Origin of the sequence: Streptosporangium sp. NPDC087985, assembly GCF_044741965.1 — a bacterium.
GTDB lineage: Bacteria > Actinomycetota > Actinomycetes > Streptosporangiales > Streptosporangiaceae > Streptosporangium.
Map to the genome: position 1 here is coordinate 71,453 of NZ_JBIUTQ010000023.1, position 18,202 is coordinate 89,654.

Annotated in this window: 19 protein-coding genes; 10 read left to right on the forward strand and 9 right to left on the reverse strand. The window is 68.4% G+C overall.

Going from position 1 to position 18,202, the window contains the following annotated elements; translation table 11 throughout:
* The first annotated feature begins 106 nt into the window (after positions 1 to 106).
* The 4 genes from ACIN94_RS28900 to ACIN94_RS28915 all read left to right on the forward strand — a co-directional run bounded on the left by ACIN94_RS28900 (position 107) and on the right by ACIN94_RS28915 (position 2,808).
* Positions 107 to 1,372 (forward strand): RNA-guided endonuclease InsQ/TnpB family protein, encoded by a 1,266-nt coding sequence (locus ACIN94_RS28900; RefSeq protein ID WP_400712674.1) that lies wholly within the window; start codon positions 107 to 109, stop codon positions 1,370 to 1,372.
* Positions 1,369 to 1,650, forward strand: coding sequence for a hypothetical protein (locus tag ACIN94_RS28905; protein ID WP_400712677.1), 282 nt, complete (start codon positions 1,369 to 1,371; stop codon positions 1,648 to 1,650). Before ACIN94_RS28900 ends, ACIN94_RS28905 begins: the two co-directional genes overlap by 4 nt.
* 155 nt (positions 1,651 to 1,805) lie before the next feature.
* Entirely contained in the window at positions 1,806 to 2,249 is a 444-nt protein-coding gene (locus ACIN94_RS28910) for a hypothetical protein (RefSeq protein WP_400712679.1), read from the forward strand.
* Entirely contained in the window at positions 2,215 to 2,808 is a 594-nt protein-coding gene (locus ACIN94_RS28915) for a TlpA family protein disulfide reductase (protein WP_400712682.1), read from the forward strand. The genes ACIN94_RS28910 and ACIN94_RS28915 overlap by 35 nt, the downstream gene beginning before the upstream one ends.
* A gap of 114 nt (positions 2,809 to 2,922) precedes the next feature.
* Here the strand turns inward: ACIN94_RS28915 and ACIN94_RS28920 are convergent, their stop codons facing one another.
* The 6 genes from ACIN94_RS28920 to ACIN94_RS28945 form a co-directional block, all read right to left on the reverse strand.
* A complete protein-coding gene (locus ACIN94_RS28920) occupies positions 2,923 to 4,104 on the reverse strand; it encodes a globin domain-containing protein (protein WP_400712685.1) in 1,182 nt (393 codons plus the stop codon).
* A gap of 71 nt (positions 4,105 to 4,175) precedes the next feature.
* On the reverse strand, positions 4,176 to 4,604 hold the full coding sequence (locus ACIN94_RS28925; protein ID WP_400712688.1) for an RrF2 family transcriptional regulator: 429 nt from the start codon (positions 4,602 to 4,604) through the stop codon (positions 4,176 to 4,178).
* A 192-nt stretch (positions 4,605 to 4,796) separates the two neighbouring features.
* Entirely contained in the window at positions 4,797 to 6,275 is a 1,479-nt protein-coding gene (locus ACIN94_RS28930; protein WP_400712691.1) for a S41 family peptidase, read from the reverse strand.
* A 321-nt stretch (positions 6,276 to 6,596) separates the two neighbouring features.
* On the reverse strand, positions 6,597 to 8,084 hold the full coding sequence (gene fumC / locus ACIN94_RS28935) for a class II fumarate hydratase (RefSeq protein WP_400712694.1): 1,488 nt from the start codon (positions 8,082 to 8,084) through the stop codon (positions 6,597 to 6,599).
* Between the two features lie 2 nt (positions 8,085 to 8,086).
* Positions 8,087 to 8,281: a hypothetical protein gene (locus ACIN94_RS28940; RefSeq protein ID WP_400712742.1), complete on the reverse strand. Its 195-nt coding sequence runs from the start codon at positions 8,279 to 8,281 to the stop codon at positions 8,087 to 8,089.
* On the reverse strand, positions 8,226 to 8,462 hold the full coding sequence (locus tag ACIN94_RS28945; protein WP_400712697.1) for a malic enzyme-like NAD(P)-binding protein: 237 nt from the start codon (positions 8,460 to 8,462) through the stop codon (positions 8,226 to 8,228). The genes ACIN94_RS28940 and ACIN94_RS28945 overlap by 56 nt, the downstream gene beginning before the upstream one ends.
* A gap of 23 nt (positions 8,463 to 8,485) precedes the next feature.
* On the opposite strand from ACIN94_RS28945, the gene ACIN94_RS28950 reads away from it, so the two are divergent.
* Positions 8,486 to 8,761, forward strand: coding sequence for an SDR family oxidoreductase (locus ACIN94_RS28950; RefSeq protein ID WP_400712700.1), 276 nt, complete (start codon positions 8,486 to 8,488; stop codon positions 8,759 to 8,761).
* Positions 8,762 to 8,980: 219 nt separating this feature from the next.
* Here ACIN94_RS28950 and ACIN94_RS28955 read toward each other — a convergent pair whose 3' ends face one another.
* A complete protein-coding gene (locus ACIN94_RS28955; protein WP_400712703.1) occupies positions 8,981 to 9,382 on the reverse strand; it encodes a MerR family transcriptional regulator in 402 nt (133 codons plus the stop codon).
* A gap of 137 nt (positions 9,383 to 9,519) precedes the next feature.
* Here ACIN94_RS28955 and ACIN94_RS28960 point away from each other — a divergent pair, with 137 nt between their 5' ends.
* The 5 genes from ACIN94_RS28960 to ACIN94_RS28980 all read left to right on the forward strand — a co-directional run bounded on the left by ACIN94_RS28960 (position 9,520) and on the right by ACIN94_RS28980 (position 14,068).
* Complete coding sequence (locus ACIN94_RS28960; RefSeq protein ID WP_400712706.1) at positions 9,520 to 10,233, forward strand: SDR family oxidoreductase; 714 nt, start codon at positions 9,520 to 9,522, stop codon at positions 10,231 to 10,233.
* A gap of 278 nt (positions 10,234 to 10,511) precedes the next feature.
* Positions 10,512 to 11,615, forward strand: a complete 1,104-nt coding sequence (locus tag ACIN94_RS28965; RefSeq protein WP_400712709.1) for a tyrosine-type recombinase/integrase — start codon at positions 10,512 to 10,514, stop codon at positions 11,613 to 11,615.
* Positions 11,612 to 11,938, forward strand: a complete 327-nt coding sequence (locus ACIN94_RS28970) for a helix-turn-helix domain-containing protein (protein ID WP_400712712.1) — start codon at positions 11,612 to 11,614, stop codon at positions 11,936 to 11,938. The genes ACIN94_RS28965 and ACIN94_RS28970 overlap by 4 nt, the downstream gene beginning before the upstream one ends.
* 1 nt (position 11,939) lies before the next feature.
* Positions 11,940 to 13,568, forward strand: coding sequence for a hypothetical protein (locus tag ACIN94_RS28975; RefSeq protein ID WP_400712715.1), 1,629 nt, complete (start codon positions 11,940 to 11,942; stop codon positions 13,566 to 13,568).
* Positions 13,569 to 13,924: 356 nt separating this feature from the next.
* Positions 13,925 to 14,068: a hypothetical protein gene (locus tag ACIN94_RS28980; RefSeq protein WP_400712718.1), complete on the forward strand. Its 144-nt coding sequence runs from the start codon at positions 13,925 to 13,927 to the stop codon at positions 14,066 to 14,068.
* 325 nt (positions 14,069 to 14,393) lie between these two features.
* On the opposite strand, the gene ACIN94_RS28985 is transcribed toward ACIN94_RS28980, so the two are convergent.
* Together ACIN94_RS28985 and ACIN94_RS28990 are read right to left on the reverse strand one after the other, a co-directional pair.
* Positions 14,394 to 17,525 (reverse strand): tetratricopeptide repeat protein, encoded by a 3,132-nt coding sequence (locus tag ACIN94_RS28985; protein ID WP_400712721.1) that lies wholly within the window; start codon positions 17,523 to 17,525, stop codon positions 14,394 to 14,396.
* 69 nt (positions 17,526 to 17,594) lie between these two features.
* A complete protein-coding gene (locus ACIN94_RS28990; RefSeq protein WP_400712724.1) occupies positions 17,595 to 17,990 on the reverse strand; it encodes a trypco2 family protein in 396 nt (131 codons plus the stop codon).
* Positions 17,991 to 18,202 lie beyond the last annotated feature (212 nt).

Genomic DNA, 18,202 nt, shown 5'->3' on the forward strand with positions numbered 1-18,202 from the left:
ACGGACACCACGTGTGCGTGCAGGGTGCGGACAACACGGCGTCCGGTGCGCACCTGGGGGTTGGGATTCCATCACGGTGACGTAAACCGAACGATACGATCACGGTGTGGAGTTGGTGAAGCGGGCTCGGGCGCACGTGGCGCGACTCGACCTCGGCGCGGCCCAGGTGGCGGTGCTGGACGCTCAGGCGCACACCGCCCGCGCGCTGTGGAACCTGCTGCATGAGTACGTCACCTTCCGCCAGGGCCGGTTCGCGACGTTGAAGGACTGCGACGCGGCGATCCGGGCAGCCCGCCGCGAGATCGACTGGATGGGACAACTGCCCGCCCAGGCCGCCCAGGCGGTGTTGAAGACGTATCGGCAGGCGTGGGCGAATTTCCTCAACCCCGACCACCCCGCCCAGCGGCCCACGTTCAAGGGCCGGGTGCGGACTCGGTGGGCCGTGGACGTCCCCCAAGCCCGCGATCTGCAGATCAAGCGGGTCAACCGGCGCTGGGGCGCGCTCAATCTCCCCAAGGTCGGGCGGGTGCGGTTTCGCTGGACCAAGGACCTGCCCGGCCTCACCAGGGGCGGCCCCGCCGGGCGGATCACCGGAGCCCGCCTGGTCAAAGAAGCCGACGGCTGGCACATCGTGTTCCGGACCGAACGCCAGGTGCCGGCCCCGGCCGCGCACCCCGGCCCGCGGGTCGGGATCGACCGGGGAATCACCGTCGCGCTGGCCCTGTCGGACGGCACCATGCGTGAGCACGCACCCTGGCTCACCAGCGGCGAGAGGGAACACCTGCGCCGGCTGGAGAAGACGTCGGCTCGCCGGCGTGCGGCCCGGCCGAAGAAGACCCGCCCCTCGGGGCGGGAGCAGCGCACCTACGATCAGATCGCCCGGCTGCGAGCGAAAGCCAAGCGCCGAGCCGTCGACTGGCAGCACCAGACCACCACCGAACTCGCCGACGCCTTCAGCGTGATCAAGGTGGAGAAACTCTCCATTCTCAACATGGTCAAATCCGCCAGGGGCACGATCGAGGCCCCGGGCAGGAACGTCGCCCAGAAGGCGGGGCTGAATCGGTCGATCAGCGGCGAGGCGTGGGGCCGGACCGTCACCCTGCTCGCCTACAAGAGTGCCGACCGGGGCGGACAGGTCGTCAAGGTTCCCGCCCCGGGCACTTCACAGACGTGCCACCGGTGCGGTCACCGTGATGCGGCCGGCCGCGACAGAACCGTGTTCGCCTGTACCAACCCCGTGTGCGGTTGGGTCGGGCATGCCGATACCAACGCCGCGATCAATATCAACAACGCCGTCGGAACGCCGGTGTCAGGACGTGGAGACCTCGGGGTTACCCGGTCGGTGAAGCGTCAACCCCCGCGCGCCGCTTGACCGCGACGCGACGGGAGAGTCTCCGGCCTTCAGGCCGGGGAGGAGTTCAACGCCTCAGCACCGCTTCGAGCGGCAAGGGCTGGACCGCCGAGCTGGACAACGCCCTCACCACGGCCCGCCCCGGCGAGTCCGTCGACGTTCCGGTCTACGTCACTCGCGTTCCGGGAGCGAGCCAGAACACCGTGGTCACCCTGACGGCGACCTCGGAGAGCGACCCGACCGCCACACGCAGTCTCTCCTGCACCATCAGCGTGCGGGAGACCAGCCCCAACCGATAGGAGCCGGAGCACCTTCAGGTGATGGGAGGCCACGCCTCCCGTCACCTGAAGCGTGACATCGCACTCTGCCGCACTTCACACATGATTCACCCGTTGACCTCCGGCCCGGCAGGAGCGCGCTGGGCCCGCGAAATCGTTCGGTCGAGAGGCACACAATGAGCCCATCGCGGAGCGCCGCTGTCGGCGCCCTCCTGCTCGGCGCCACATTCGTGACTGGCTGTGCCAGCGAGTCACACGCGGCGGACGTCGAGACCCAGACCATACGACTGATCATCCCTGATGGGAACCTGCGGCCACTCGGTACCAGCTGCGCCGGAGCGGGGCCGTACCGCTTCGCCCACCAGGAGGCGCCGTTCGCCATCGAGGACGGGAACGGCAACGAGGTCGCTCGAGGTGTGCTGCCCGCCGGCACGTCCGAGAAGATCATGGATGTCGACTTCGGCGCCGTGAAGCGTCAGCCGACCATGTGCGTGATGCTGCTCAAGGTCGACGCGGTGCGAAAGCCGGATGAGTACCTGATGGTCATCGATGGTCGCGCGGCTCTGCCGATCAAGAAGAGCGACAATGTCGGTATCGCCGGCGAAGTGGTGGTGTCATGAGGTCCATCTGCTCCCTCGCTCTCCTCATCGCCCTGGCCGTGACCGGCTGCTCAGGCGCAGCGGGCGAGGCCGGCAGGCCCGCCCCGCCTGCCCCGGCAGCGCTCCCCGGGCCCGTGCCCGAGGGCGTCACCTTCGTGCCCCCCCGACTACCGCTCCTTCGGCACCCACATTCAGCCTGACGCTCCTCGACGGCTCGGTTCTCGATGTCGCGGCGGAGTGGGGCCGCCGGCCCGTCGTCCTGGTCTTCCTCGAGTCGTGGTGCAAGCTCTGCGTCGATCGGCAGGCAGAGATCAACAAACTCGCCGAGGAGTACCGCGACGTCGTTCTCTTCGTCGGAGTGGGCGGCTCGTCGAGCGTCGAGGAGATGAAGGCCTACGCGCTCAAGAACGCCGTCAACCACCCGGTGGGGCTGGACCCGACCGGGCTGGTCTGGCAGAAGTACCACGTCGACGAGCCGCCGCTGGTCGCGCTGGTGAGCAAGGGCGGCAAGTTGCTGCGAGGGTGGCCCGGAGGCACCGACACACTACGAGAGCAGATCAGGGAGCTCATGGTCGAGTGAGCAAGACGCCACGCACGCGCCAGCGGGAAGGTGCCGAGGTCGGCCTGGTTGAGTTCGGCCAGGACCTCCCGCACCCGCGGGCGGCGCGCGGCCTCGGCGTGCAACTCCACATGATCAGTCCTGCCCGAGCCAGAGGTCGGGACCGAACACCTCGTAGTGGATGTCCGAGGCGGGCACTCCGCGTCGGAGCAGGTCAGTGCGGACGCTCCGCATGAACGGCAGCGGCCCGCAGAGGTAGGCCACCACCCCTTCAGGAAGGTCGATCTCCGCCAGGTCGACCTGGCCGATGTTCGGCGCCGGCTGGCAGGAGCAGTCACACGCCTCCTCGTACCACCGATGCAGGGTGGCGCCGGGCAGCCCGGCTACCAACTGCTTGAGCTCCTGCCGGTGGGCATGGTCGGCCGGGGCGCGGTCGGCGTGGACGACGGTGACCTGGCGGGTGGAACCGGTGGCCGCGAGATGGTCGACCATCGACAGGATGGGAGTGACGCCGATTCCGGCCGAGGCCAGTAGCAGCGGGGTGTCGCCCGCAGGCAGGGTCAGGTCGCCGAACGGTGCGGAGATCGTCAGCACGTCCCCTGCCTGAACGTTCGCGTGCAGCCAGTTGGACACCTCTCCGTCCGGGGCGTCACCGCCCCGCACCCGCTTGACGGTGATCCGCCAGTCGCCACGCTCGGGGGCGCACGAGAAGCTGTACTGCCGGATCTGCCTCGCACCGTCGGGCAGGGTGACCGCGACGCTGACGTACTGGCCGGGTCTGAAGGACAGGGGGGTCCGCGGCCGCAGGGTCAAGGAGACCGTGTCTGCGGTCTGGCGCCGACGCTCAACCACCGTCGCCTGAAGCCAGCCCTCGCCCGAGTCGCGGTAGAGATCCGCTTCCAGAGCGATCAGCGCGTTCGCCATCAGCCAGTAGACCTCGTCCCAGGCGCCCGCCACCTCGGGGGTGACAGCGTCGCCGAGCACCTCGGCGACGGCGGCGAAAAGATATTTGTGGACTATGGCGTACTGGTCGACGGTGACACCGAGCGAGGCGTGCTTGTTCGCGATCCTGGCGAGCATCGTGTCCGGCCGGTCGTCGGGGCGCTCCACCAGGATGGCGGCGAAGGCGGTGATCGATCCGGCCAGTGCGCTGCGCTGTTCACCGCTGGCCTGGTTACCCCGGTTGAACAGGTTCTGGAGCAGCTCGGGGTTGTCGGCGAACATCGTCTCGTAGAAGCGCGCGGTGATGTCCTCGATGGCGCCGCTGATCACGGGCAAGGTGGCGCGGACGGTCGCGGCCGACTCTGGCGAGAGCATAAGATCCTCCAAATTAGTAAATGAGATTCATATTTAAGATCGTCCGACGGGGATGGGTCGTATGCTGCCGATCAGCTGAGGCTGAGCAGGACCGGTCCTGTCGGTGAGGCGACCAGGTCGTTCACGGTAAGCGGGTCCAGCGAGGCGTAGAAGGCTTGCTGGGCGTTACGCAGTGCGCCGCGCAACCGGCAGGCGGCCCGCAGCGGGCAGGGGGTGTCCCCCTCGCACGCGACGACCTCCTCCTCGCCCTCCAGTTCGCGGACCAGCCAGCCCAGCGACGCCGTACGGCCAAAGCCGGTCAGTTCCAAGCCGCCTCCGCGCCCCCGGCGGGCCTCCACCACTCCCAGGTGCTGGAGCCGGGCGATGGCCTTGGCGGTATGGGTGTAGGGGATCGCCATTGCCTCGGCCACCTCTCTGGTGGTGAGTATCGATCCTCGCTCCATGACCGCCAGGCGCATGGTGACCCGTAAGGCCAGGTCCGTGAACTTCGTCAGTCGCACGGTACGACGATATCAAATTAGATTCTTGGATGCATATTTGGGGGTAGGGGGCCTGGCGCTCCAGTGGCACTTTGAGATCACGGTTGGGATCCGCGCCGGTAATGGGGTCGCCGACCCGCGCGGGATCCGGCACGCGCTCACCTCGGTTAGGAGCTCTGCACCGATCCCAGTGCGATGTTCTGCCATGCCGGCTCAGATGGTTATGGCCGCGCGGATCGCCGGATCGCTCAGCTCTCTACCCGCCTCTGCGGGAACCGGCCAGTCCACCGCGGTGGGGACGTCGACCGGTATGCCATGTCCTTCAATGCAATGGCCGGTCCTGTCGTAGGTGAGTGCCGTGCTGATGCGGAGGGTCCATTCTGGCAGCAGCCTTAAATGGCGCGGCCGACCGCTACCGCCGGCGCTGGGCTGGCCGATCACCTTGACGTGCTCCAGTCCTTGCAGGCCCAGCAGGAAGTCCTCACTGGCCGAGCAGGTCAACGGATCGGTGAGTACGGCCAGTCGCCCGGCCCAGCGTCGCGCCGATGAGGGCTCACCTTTGAGCTGCGTCACCGGGCCCAGGCCGCCGGCTCCATCCGTGTAGCGGATGGAGCCAAGGCGGGTTTCACTTCGCAGGAAACGGTCGCGCGTGGCGGTGGCGAGCATGAGGTTGCCGCCGACGTTGCCCCGGAGATCCAGCAGCAGGCGATCACACCCCCGCAGGTCGGTCAGGGCCGTCTCGCATCCCTGCTCCACCGCGTCCAGGTCGGTCCAGATCGCGATCTGCAGGTAGCCGACCCCTGCGTCCAACCGGCGCCAGGTGATGGGCTCGCCGGCGTCGTGTTGACCGTCCTCACTCCAGGCCGCTCGTGCTCCACCGGGACCTGTGGCCTTCATCGCCCGAATTTGTCCGTTTCCGACAGCAAGCAGGCGGCGTCCGGACAGGAAGGCGTGGGCGTGAGGAGGGCTCGGGGTTCGGGAGCAGACATCGACGATCATTGCCGCGAGATCCTCTCCTTCGGCGCCGTCCAGCCCGATCAGGCGCCAGCCTGGCCGTACGCCCGCCTCGTAGGCAGGCGTCCCCGCCGGCACGCGAACGAATCGTGCGCCGCCGTCGCGGGCGGTGACGACGTACGGCAGGGGCGTGGGACGCATGACCGGCTCGATGCCGGTGTGCGCATCTTGCAACCGGGCCGTCCATCGCTGCGCGGCGGCGAATGGATCGGCCGCTATCAGCACGTCCTGTGCATGGTCGCGACAGATCTCGGCCCAGTCCAGTCCCCGCAGGGCGAAACCCGGGTAGCACGCACCGACCTCGGCAACGGTGCGGTCCACCGCCGCAGCCAGATCTTCGCAAGGCAGGTCAAGTACCTGAGGTGAGCCGCTGCGCGCCAAGGTGTGCACCAGATTGAGACTGCGCATCAGCCCGTCCACGTCTGTGGCACGGGACGTCATGACGCGGGTGTCCGCGTCCCAGGACAGTTCGGCCGGACCGTCGTGTTCTGTGTCGATCAGTAGTTCCCAGCGTGGCCCTCTGATGGCACCGGGTTCTCGAACGTCGATCGTGACCCCCAGCACGACCTCGAACTCTGCCTTCTCCGCATGCAGCAGCGCGGACTCACCACTCATCGTGATGTCGGCAGCGGGAAGCACCAATGGAATCGAATCCACACCGAAGTTCGGCCACACCATGATCAGGACCCTATCGGCGAAATTTTCAACGGATAGCGCTGACCAGCGTCGACGTGAAGCACCCGGGCAAGGTCAGCGGCATCCTTGGCCCGGTCCGCCGTGCCCACTACCGGCGCACCAGCTCTGCGGCGCTCTTACATCGGAGCAGGTCAGGGGTATACCCGTTGGATTTTCGGCGATTACTACCGGGACCCCTGGGGCGGAAAAGCGCGTGGAGCGGCCCCGCTCACCGCCGCACGCCTGTGGTGAGCAGGATCTCCGCGAACTGGTCGCCGACCGTACGCCTGGCCATGGCGCGACCTTCCCCTCTAGATTCGTGTCCTATGCCCGCCCGGGCTTCTGCTCGCCGTTCGTGCCGGCAGTGCCCGGCCGGGTGAGACGCTCGGGCACGACGACCTGGTCGTAGAGGTCTTCGCTGACACCAGACCTGGTGGCCGCGTCCCGGAGCGTCAGGTGCTCGTCGAGCGCTCGATGGGCGATCCGGGCGGCCTGGTCGTAGCCGATGACCGGGCTCAGCGCCGTCACCATCATGATCGAGTCATCGATGTTGTGCTTGAGCTTGGCCGCGTTGAGCTTCGCCCCCTCGACGAGGTACTCGCGGAAGTGGTCGCACATGTCGGCCAGTATCCGGATCGAGTGCAGGACGTTGTTGATGATGATCGGGCGGAAGGCGTTGAGTTCGAAGTTGCCCTCCGCGCCGGCCATCGAGACTGCGGTGTCGTTTCCGATGACCTGGATGCAGACCATCAACATGGCCTCGGCCTGGGTGGGGTTGACCTTGCCGGGCATGATCGAGGAACCCGGCTCGTTCGACGGCAGGATCAGCTCGTGCAGGCCGGTGCGCGGACCTGATCCGAGCCAGCGCATGTCGTTGGCGAACTTGAACAGCGAGATCGCAAGGGTTCGCAGTGCCGCCGACGTGCGGACCAGCGGGTCGAGCGACCCCTGCGCGGCGAATTTGTTGGGCGCGCTCACGAACGGGTACCCGGTCAACTCGGCGATCTGTGCGGCGGCCTCGTCCCCGAACCCGGGTGGCGCGTTCAGCCCGGTCCCGACCGCGGTGCCGCCGATGGCGAGCCGGTACAGGCCCTTGAGCGCGGTCCTGAGGAACTCGATGTCGTCGTCGAGCTGCGCCACGTATCCTGACCACTCCTGGCCGACCGTCAGCGGCGTCGCGTCCTCAAGGTGGGTACGGCCGATCTTCACCACGTGCGCCCACTCATCGCTTTTGCGTGCGGCAGCCTCGCGCAGCCGGGTCAGAGCTGGGAGCAGCTCCTTGTCGATCGCCTGGACGGCGGCGATGTGCATGGCCGTCGGAAAGGTGTCGTTGGACGACTGCCCCATGTTCACGTGGTCATTCGGGTGAACGGGCGTCTTGCTGCCGAGTTCGCCGCCGAGGAGTTGGATCGCCCGGTTGGAGATGACCTCGTTAACGTTCATGCTCGATTGGGTACCTGATCCGGTCTGCCAGACGTACAGCGGGAACTCTGAGTCCAGGCGTCCCGAGATCACCTCGTCGGACACCTTGCTGATCAGGTCGCCCATCCACTGCCGCAGCCGCCCCGCCCGGGCGTTCACGATCGCCGCGGCCTTCTTGACGTAGCCGTAGGCGTGATAAACCGCCTTGGGCATGCGGTCGTCACCGATGTCGAAGTGGGTCAGCGACCGCTGAGTCTGGGCGCCCCAGTAGTGGTCGGCGGGCACCTGGACGTCGCCGAGGGAGTCGGTCTCGGTTCGGGTGCCTTTGGCGTCCAGCCCGATCGGGACGTCACGGATCGGCGGCACCGTGTCCTGGCGTTGCGCCTCCATGATCAACCTCCCTTGACCGGGCGGTAGACCGGCTGCCACATCGCGTCGTGCACCTGCTGGACGGTGTTGTGCAGCTCGGCCCGGGCAAGCCCCTCCTTGGCCGCGCGGTCCGCGACGTCGGTCGCGACCGTAGCCGAGACCTCACGCAGGTTGTCCACCTGCGGCAGCAGTGACGCGCCCGGAGTGTGCACGTCCACCAGGCCGGCGACGGCCTCGGCGGGCTGCCGAGAATATGCCCTTGCTCATCCGGCTGGCCCGCGACACGATCGCGCCGAGGCCGAGTCCCGGGTACAGCAGCGCGTTGTTCGCCTGCCCAATGGCGTACGTGATGCCGTTGTAGGTGACCGGGTTCACCGGCGGGACAGAGCCAACCACCACCCCCCGACGCGCTGGCCCTGGCGATGGCGGCCGACCTGGTCGCCGAGGACATCGGGGTCAACTGCATTGCCCCCGGCACGGTCGACACGCCATGGGTGGCACGGCTGCTCGCGCGGACCGACGACCCGGAGGGGGAGAAGGCGCGCCTCGCGGCCCGCCAGCCCACTGGCCGGTTGGTGAGCGCGGAGGAGGTCGCCGCGGCCGTCGCCTACCTCGCCGACCCCGCGGCCGGTGCGACCACCGGGATGTCGCTCGCCGTCGACGGCGGCATGTCGGGCCTGCGGTTGCCCCGCGCTTGAACGGGGTGGCGGCGGACGGCGGCCGGGCGCCTGGTCCGGCCCGCTGACCGCCCCCCGTCTCGCCGTGGCCTGCGGGTGCTGAGATGAGTCTGGAGACAACCGGCCCGGACCGCCGCGACCAAAGTCTCCTTCCTGCTCATCGACCTGCCCGCAGGCAGCTGGGTCACCGAGAACGAGGTCAGCGGCAGCCCAGTACGAACCGCCTCGCGTTGCGCGCAGTCAGACCGATGCCGTGTCCCTGACGGCCGGCTGCTCGCGCAATGACGGGCAGTGCTCCGGATCCGGACGCACGGCGAGCTCGATCACCTGATCCAGCTTCCGCCCCGCCTCCTCGAGCTCGGCGACGCTTGTGGTGATGCGAGCGCGTTCGGCGCGCAGGCTCTCGATCACCTCGGGTTCCGCGTGCCCGGCGTCGACGTAGGGCAGGATGGTCGCGATCGTGCGGCTGCCGAGCCCGGCGGCGTAGAAGTGCTGGATGAGCCGCACTCGGTCCACCGCCGAATCCGCGTAGATCCGCTGGCCACTCGGTGTGCGCTCAGAGCTGAGGATGCCCTGCTCCTCGTAGTAGCGGAGCGCGCGCGTGCTCACCTTCGACCTGCTGGCCAGTTCCCCGATTCGCATGGTGTGCATCCTCCAGTTCGCGTCAGCCGTCGGCATCCGTCGCCGCGCCCGATTTGCCTTGACGTCAACGTGAAGTCTTAGCGTAACCGCCAGAGGGCGGATGCGACCGCGTTCGCACCGAAGCGAAGGGAACCCCTATGGATGTCACCGACTCGATCGCACTGGTCACCGGAGCCAATCGTGGCATCGGCCGTCGCTTCGTCGACGAACTGCTCGCGCGCGGGGCCGCGAAGGTCTACGCCACGGCCCGCCGCCCCGAGCTGATCGAGGTGTCCGACCCGCGGGTCGAGGTGCTGCGCCTGGACCTCCTCGATGCGCGGTCGGTGACGGATGCGGCTGCCGCAGCCCCCGATGTCACTCTGCTCGTCAACAATGCCGGCGTCGCGACTCGCGCGAACCTCCTGACCGGCGACCTCGACACGATCCGGCTCGAGCTCGACACGCACGTGTTCGGAACCCTCGGCGTGATCCGCGCGTTCGCGCCGGTTCTCGCGTCGAACGGCGGGGGAGCGATCGTGAACATCCTGTCGGCGCTGTCGTGGTTCGCCTCCGGCGGATCGAGCGCCTATGCCGTGGCCAAGGCTGCCGAGTGGAACATGACCAACGCCCTCCGCATCGAGCTCGCCGGCCAGAAGACCCTGGTGCAGGGCGTGCACCTCGGAGCCGCCGACACCGACATGATGGCCGGCTACGACGTCCCGAAGATCGACCCGGCGGAGGTCGCCCGAGCCAGCCTCGACGGCGTGGAGTCCGGTGCGATCGAGGTGCTGGTCGATGACGCGAGCCGCTACGTGAAGGCTTCGCTCGCGGCAGACCCCGCGCAGTTCTACGCCCAGTTGCCGGCGAATTGACCCGGAACCCGCCGCGCCGACGTGACAGGGTCGGTTGCCGACGCGCATCCGACCCCCGCCTCGGTGATAGAGAGCGCTGCAGGTCGCGAGCAACAGGTACGACTCGGGGGTCGAGGAACATCGAGCCTCGAATGACTAATAACCCTTGAGTTCCGCTGGGCTCTTTGGGGCTCTCTAGCCCCAGGACCTGGGCTTATCTCCTGGCGCTCCGGCTTCTTTGGGCGTTGATGGGATTTCGGGAATTCTGAAGGTCTATCGTCCTGGTCGTTCGTCTTGCTGTGAGGGTGAAGGCGAGGTGGCCGGAGTTGGCGCTGGCGGTGGTGAAGGATCTGCGGGTGGCGCGTGCCCCGGCCACCGCGGAGGACCTGGAGGCGCTGGAGACCGACGTGCTGGCCGGGTTCGTGCTGGCCCGGGCGGCGGCGGGGCTGTCGGACGGGACGATCTCCTCCGACGTGGTGCACCTAGAGCAGGTGCGGGCCTGGTTCGGCCGCCCGTTGTGGGAGATGGAGCCCGCCGACGCCGATGCGTACTTCGGCAAGGTGCTGCGCTCCACCGCGAAGGGCACCCGGCTGGCCCGGGCCCAGGCGATCAAGACGTTCTTCCTGTTCCTGGAGTTGCGTCACAAGGTCGAGATCCACCAGATGACAGGTCGCGTCGTCGAGTGCCCGATCGATGAGATGAACCGGCCGCGCGGCGGCCCGCTGGGCAAGCTGCGCATCCCGCCCACCGTCGAGCAGGTGAGCCGGTTGTTCGCCGGGTGGCGGCAGGAACTGGCGAGCTGCCGGAAGTTCGCCCCGACCGCCCGCAACTACACCGCCTGCCGGCTGATGTCCGAGGTCGGGCTGCGCGTGAATGAGGCGTGCAAGCTGGATCTGGCCGACATCAAGTGGGACCTGGGCCGCTTCGGCAAGCTGCATGTCCGTCATGGCAAGGGCGCTCGCGGGTCCGGGCCGCGCGAGCGGATGGTGCCGCTGATCAACAATGCCGCAGCGACGCTGCGCTGGTTCGTCGAGGACGTGTGGGGCCAGTTCGGCGACGATCACACCCGGCCCGGCGTGGCTCTGCTGCTGTCGGAGCGCAAGAACACCGACGGGTCGGTCGCCCGCGTCGGCGATGAGACGCTCCGGGTCGCGCTGGCCAAGGCCGCCGCCGCCCATCTGCCGGAATGGGCCGACGTCCTGACCCCGCACGTGCTGCGGCACTTCTGCGCCTCCCAGCTCTATCAGCAGGGCATGGACCTGATCGCCATCCAGCAGTTGCTCGGCCATGCATGGATCGCCACCACGATGAAATACGTGCACGTCACCGGCACTCACATTGAGGACGCCTGGGCTGCGGGCCAGCAGCGCGCTGCCACCCGGCTGGAAGGACTACGGCGATGAAGTGGAATCTGCGGCTGGCGGCGGCCAACCGCGGCATCTGGAAGGCCAGCCAGCTGCAGCGGATGCTCGCCGAGCACGGCCTGACGATCAGCGCCGGAAAGATGTCCGGCCTGTGGTCGGGCGAGCCGGCCAGCATCAAGCTCGACGACCTCAACGTCATCTGCGCGGTGCTGAACTGCGGCGTCGAGGAACTTCTGATCCCCGAAGCGGACAAGGTGCGCAAGGCTGACGACCAGCAGACAGCCCCGGCGGCGGCAGCGGCCTCGAACGCGCCGATGGTGACACCACGCCAGCGGGACGGCCGCTCGCTGCCGCCTCCGTGAGATGCCGTACTTCGCCGAACGCAGCCCGGCCAGCTGCATCGACTGCATGGCCTGGGGCATCTTGAACGGGCGACGCTGCGCCGCCTGCACCTTGTGGCGCAACAAGCACCGCGGTGACGAGCAACCCTGCGCCGGATGCGGCCGGCCGGCCCTGCTGCGCAACCGTCACTGCCGCTTGTGCTGGAACCAGGCCCGGGCCGAGGCTCGCGCGACCGGCCCAGCGGGCGGAAGGGTCATCGCCTCCCGCTTCCTGGACCAGGTCGGCGCCTTCCATCAGCTGTTCTTCGCCGGCATGCTCAACAGCCGAGGCGCCTCGACGACCCCGCCCCGCACCCACAATCGGCGCGGCGCGCCTCGCAAGCCGCCCCCTGAACCTGCCCGGCACCCGCCGATCCGCTGGATCCAGCTCCGACTGCTCGAGGCACGCCGCGACTTCACCCGCTTCGATGCCGCCACCGCCGCCGACCCCGGTAATCCCTGGCTGAGGTGGGCCATCTATGTCGCTCACCAGCTCGGCGAGACCCACGGCTGGCGCCGAGGCATGCACGACAACGTCCTGAGGGCCTTAACCGTCGTGTTGTCCCGACACACCGCCGGCGACGTCATCCGCTACTCCGAGCTGTTCCCCGCCATCCGGGCCCTGGACATCAGCGTCGAACGAGTGGCCGAGGTCCTGACCGAGATGGGTGTGCTCATCGATGACCGGCGCCCCTCCTTCGAAGCCTGGCTGGAGCGCAAGCTCGACGGCCTGGCCGACGGCATCCGCGTCGAGACCGAGCACTGGCTCCGAACCCTGGCCCGGGGAGGGCCCCGCACCGCCGCGCGCAAGACGGACACCGTCTGGACTCACATGAACAACGTCCAGCCCACCCTCCTGACCTGGTCACAGCGCTATGACCATCTGCGCGAGATCACTCGCGAGGACGTTCTGGCCGCCCTCGATGACCTGACAGGCTCCCGCCGGATCCAGCTGCTGATCTCGCTGCGCTCGTTGTTCACCTTCGCCAGGAAGACCGGGAAAATTTTCCGCAACCCCACCCGCGACATCAAGGTCGGCCAGCAGCCCTACCGGCTCGCGCAACCACTCGCCTCAACCGACATCGACCAAGCCGTCCAGGCAGCCACCATCCCGGCGGCCCGGCTCGCCCTCACGCTCGCCGCCGTTCACGCCGCCCGCCCCGGCGCGATTCGCGCCCTGCTGCTGGAGGACGTCGACCTGGGCAACCGACGCCTCACCATCGCCGGACGCCCCCGACCGATCGACGACTTCACCCACCAGATCCTGCTCGAATGGCTGGACCACCGCCGCACCCGCTGGCCCAGCACCGCCAACCCGCACCTGCTGATCAATCAGATGAGCGCCCACGGAACGGGCCCGGTGAGCACCATCTACTTCGCCAAGACCCGACTGCGTGGTCAGGCCGCGACCCTCGAACGCCTACGCGTCGACCGGCAGCTCGAAGAAGCCCTCACGCACGGCCCCGACCCTCTCCACCTCGCCGCCGTCTTCGGCCTGGACCCCAAGACCGCCATCCGCTACGCCGAGAACGCCCGAGCCCTCCTCGCGACCATGATCGAGGAACAAGACCCCGCCAGTCGTGACGAACCCAAGGGTCCAGACGCCCTATGAAAGCTGAAGACCCGTGGGTTCATCCTGAAGACCCTTCAGTTCGCCTGAACTCTGGGATTTCAGGGGGTCTCAGTAGCAATGGAGCAGAATCCAACGAACCCGCTGTCGAACAGGCCCACGCCGCCCTCCGCTGAGGGCTCTAACCTCGCTGACCCGCGGATCAGCCCTCAGCGCCAATAACCAGGGCGGATAGTCCTTCTGCCGGTGCGGAACACCACGTCACCGCAGGTCAGGGGCAGGCTCGTTGGATTCTGCTCCATTGCTGCTGGGACCCCCACTGGCACGGCCCGACCGTAGCCCGACCCCGCATCCGCTCACCGATCTTTCCTCGAAGCTCCCCACCGAGACAGTCCGCTGTGGTAGCCGACCATGATCAATCTCGCCGCTACTTCCTGCACCGCAACTACTCACATCCGTACTACCGGGACCCCCACGCCCGCAAGAACTGGCCCGGCATCGAGGTTCTCGTCCGCCACAGCGGCGTGTTCTGCTACGTCTGAGCGCGCGCTACGGCCGGTCAAGACCCAGGTGAAGATCTCCGGCTGCCATCAGTCCGACACTGGTGCCGCTGCCTGGCTGGCCGTACGCTCCACCTCGACTCGGCCCGCAAACACGGACTGAACACCTTTGACGCGATCCGCCGTGCCTTCACCGGCAACCTGTGGATGCCCCCGATCGCCCTGCCCAACTGACCAGCAGGCATCACACAGCGTCACACAAACCCGACCGCTCGATCATGAAAATGGCGAGACTTCGGGCCGCCCCGCATCTAACTCTAAAGAGCTGCGACAGTACTGCAAGGGTGGCACCCATCACCTCGTGTCCTCAATCGCCACCAAAGCCGTTGTGCATCCGATTCATGAAAGCCAAAGATCGATCCAATTCCTCCTGATACATAGTCGGATGGAGCTTGGCCAGGTGGCGGCGGATGGCGACGGCTTCGGTGATGGCTTCCAGCGCCTCTTCCCGCCGGCCCAGCTCTCCCAGGCAGAGGGCGAGGTTGTCCAGGCTGGTGGCGAGGCCGGGCAGGAACTCCTCGGGGCGGGTTGTGGTCAGGTGGCGGTGGATGGCGACGGCTTCGGTGATGGCCTGCAGCGCCTCTTCCCGCCGGCCTGACCTTCCCAACAGGAGGGCGAGGTGGTTCAGGCTGGTGGCGAGGTCGGGCAGGAAATCCTCGGGGCGAGTTGTGGTCAGGTGGCGGCGGATGACGACGGCTTCGGTGATGGCCTGCAGCGCCTCTTCCCGCCGGCCCAGCTCTCCCAGCCGGAGGGCGAGGCTGTACAGGCTGGTGGCGAGGTCGGGCAGGAACTCCTCGGGGCGGGTTGTGGTCAGGTGGCGGTGGATGGCGACGGCTTCGGTGATGGCCTGCAGCGCCTCTTCCCGCCGGCCCAGCTCTCCCAGCCGGACGGCGAGGTTGTTCAGGCTGTCGGCGAGGCCGGGCAGGAACTCCTCGGGGCGAGTTGTGGTCAGGTGGCGGTAAATGGCGACGGCTTCGGTGATGGCCTGCAGCGCCTCTTCCCGCCGGCCTGACCTTCTCAACTGGACGGAGAGGTTGTTCAGGCTGCCGGCGAGGCCGGGCAGGAAGGCGTCGGGGCGGGCCTCGGCCAGGCGGCGGTACGCCTGGGCGGCTTCGGTGATGACCTGCAGCGCCTCTTCCCGCCGGCCCAGCTCTCCCAGCCGGACGGCGAGGTTGTTCAGGCTGCCGGCGAGGTCGGGCAGGAACTCCTCGGGGCGAGTTGTGGTCAGGTGGCGGCGGATGGCGACGGCTTCGGTGATGGCCTGCAGCGCCTCTTCCCGCCGGCCTGACCTTCGCAGCCAGATGGAGAGGTTGTACAGGCTGGTGGCGAGGTTGGGCAGGTCAGAGTGGTGGCGGCCATGGTCGACCAAGCGCACGTTCAGCTGGGTAGCCCATTCGGCTAGGACGTAGCTGGTGCCTGGGAGGTGATTACTCCACTGCCGCAGGGTTTCGGCGTCGAGGTCGGGATCGGACAGCAGACGGTTCAGGGCAGTCAGCAGGGGGTGGGGGGCTTCGACCTGGGTGGCGACCTGGATCGCCGGGGTGGCCAGCACATCGGCGTGCCGCATGCACAACCCGGTCAGGGCCTCATCCAGGCGGTGGGTGAAGACCGGGTGGGCGGCAGCGCGGGTGTAGATGGTCAGCAGCCGGGTGGCCTGATCAGGAGTCGTATACGGGGTGAGGTGGTCGGCCAGGTCGGTGTTGGTCTCGAGGTGGCGGCCGAGGAAACACTCGGCGAGCCGGTCGGGCTGCAGATCTCCCCACGGCAGGCCGACGGTCGACGGGTACAACTCGGCGATCCAGGCGCGGACGCCGGTGCGACGGTCGGCGGGCTGGTCGGCCAGGCTCGGCACCCGCTCCAGCAGCGCGTCGGCCTGTGCGCGGGTGGCGGCGCTCCAGCCGATCGCGGCGGCGAGTGCGTCGGTGAGGGTGGCCATGCTCAGGGCGGGATGCAAGCCGTGGTCGGTGGCGGTGGTGCGCCAGTAGCGGCGCTCGTGCACCAGCAGCCGGTCCTCCACCCCATCGGCGCCGTCCTCACCGTCGCTACCCGAGGTAGGGGCGGGGGTAGGGGTAGCGCGATCCAGCAGGTTGACCAGCGCGGTCATGTGCAACGTCAGCGCATTGCCCAACCCGGCCCGCTGCGGAAGGCCGGGCAGGGTGGCGGCCAGCTGCTCCCAGGGGTGATCTTGCCAGCTGGGCAGGGCCGCCAAAGCGGAGGCGAACGCGGTCAAAGCTTCACGGTAGGCGTCGGTGCGAATGCCGGGGTCGGGTTCCAATAACGGCAGGTGCACCACGACAGCGCCATCCAGCAGCGTCTCAGCCAGCGCCGATTCCTCGCTCAGTTCCCGCCACCAGGATCCGGCGGTGCGGGCCAGTAGCAGCACCTTGACCGGTGTGGCGCCACGGTGGCGGGCACAGGCCTCCAGCACCGCGGCCAGCTGTGCGGTGCGAGCCTCGGCGTAGTCAACGACGATCAGCAGCGGCGCGGCGGCGTCCTTGAGGGCCTCCAGGTCTGCGGCCGGGGCTCGGGCATCCAGCCACACCACCGCCCATCCTGCGGTGCCCAGTTGGCCGGCCAGATGCTGGGCAAGCCGGGTCTTGCCCTGGCCTCCGTCGGCGTGCACCAGACAGGCGCCGAACCCCGGCCGATCCGCCCAAGCATGTAGGTCGGTGAGGATCTGCTCGCGGCCGTGGAAGGGCACCACCTGCCGCCGCGCCCGCAACAGCGCCGTCGGTGAGCGTGGGCGTGCCCCGGACGCCGGCTCGGCGGGTTCGCTCAGACGCTGGTACTCGATCGGCTCCAGCACCTGGTCGGCCTGCCCGGTGTGGGTGGCCAGCACCCGCCGGAAAGCCGGGTTCGCGAACAGCACATACGCCGGCACCGCCTCCAGGCGAGCGTGCGCCAGGCGGGCCGGGTCAGCGGCGATCACCCCGGCCAGCAGGTCCCCGCACGCCAAAGCGGCCCCGGACATGCCCTCCCACGGCGAGGAGCCATTCCCGGGCGCCTCCGGAGGGTGACCGTGCACGCTCATCACGTACCGGTCGCCGACGTAGCGATCGCCCGGGTTCAGCGTGCCCCAGGGCTGCCACAGCTCCGCCGGGCGGCCCTCCCGCTGCGCCAACGCCGGCAACCCCCAGCTGTGGCACTGGATGCCGGGCTGGTAGGTGACGGTGCGGCCCCACCGCACCACTCCATCCATAGGCGGCTTCCAGGCCGGATCGTCGATAACCACCAGGGCGGCGTCGTCCCGGCTGCCCGCCGCACCCGCCCACGCCACCGCAGCGGCGTACACCCCTGGCTGGCCCGGATGGAACACCTGCACGCTCGTTCCGGCCGGACCGGTCACGTGCGCCGAGGTCAACACCAAACGCGGCGCGATCACATACCCCGACCCCCGCCCGCCGGTCCGGCTGACGCCGACGACCCGCCGCACCTGCATCCGCCCTCACCTCTCATCCGCCTTACGGCCGCGCACGATCGCGCCGACCGGCCTGCCACCACCGTCGCGTCAGCGGCCCAGGTGGCCAGACACCTCACCCGGCCCGTCGCCGGGACCGGGCGCGCCCTTGATCAGCAGGTCGCTGCCGTCGCGGTGCTTGGGCGTGAGCGTGACCTTGACCTTGTGGGTGCGGCCGCGGGTGATGCCGGCCTCGGCATCAGCGGTGATGACCCACGCCTTGAACCCGCCCTTGGCCTTAGCATCCACCTTCAGCTCCACAGCGAACTCCAGCTCGATCGGCCCGACGGTGAAGGCGATCTCACTGTCGGCGCCGTGCACCGCGGCCGCCAGCAACTCATCACGGACCATCTCGACCGCGTTCGCCAGCTCGATCTCCACTACGCCTCCGCCCTTCCCGGCCGCTTCGCCGGGCGCCTGCTCGCTCTGCCTTCCGTCGGTGCGCATGATCGCATCACTGGATCACTCACCATAAAGCAGACGTCTGGCCAGTGCCGGTGGTTTCCGGAGGGAGGAGGATCCGCGCAGAAGTGAGCGGTAAGGCCCTTCTGCGTTGGCGCTCTCTAAGGAATAACCCCACAGTTCCCTGAGCCCTCCATCGTCGCCATAGCTCCAGGACCTGGGCGTTCTCCGTACAGCGCACGTCGCTCTGGCGGTTG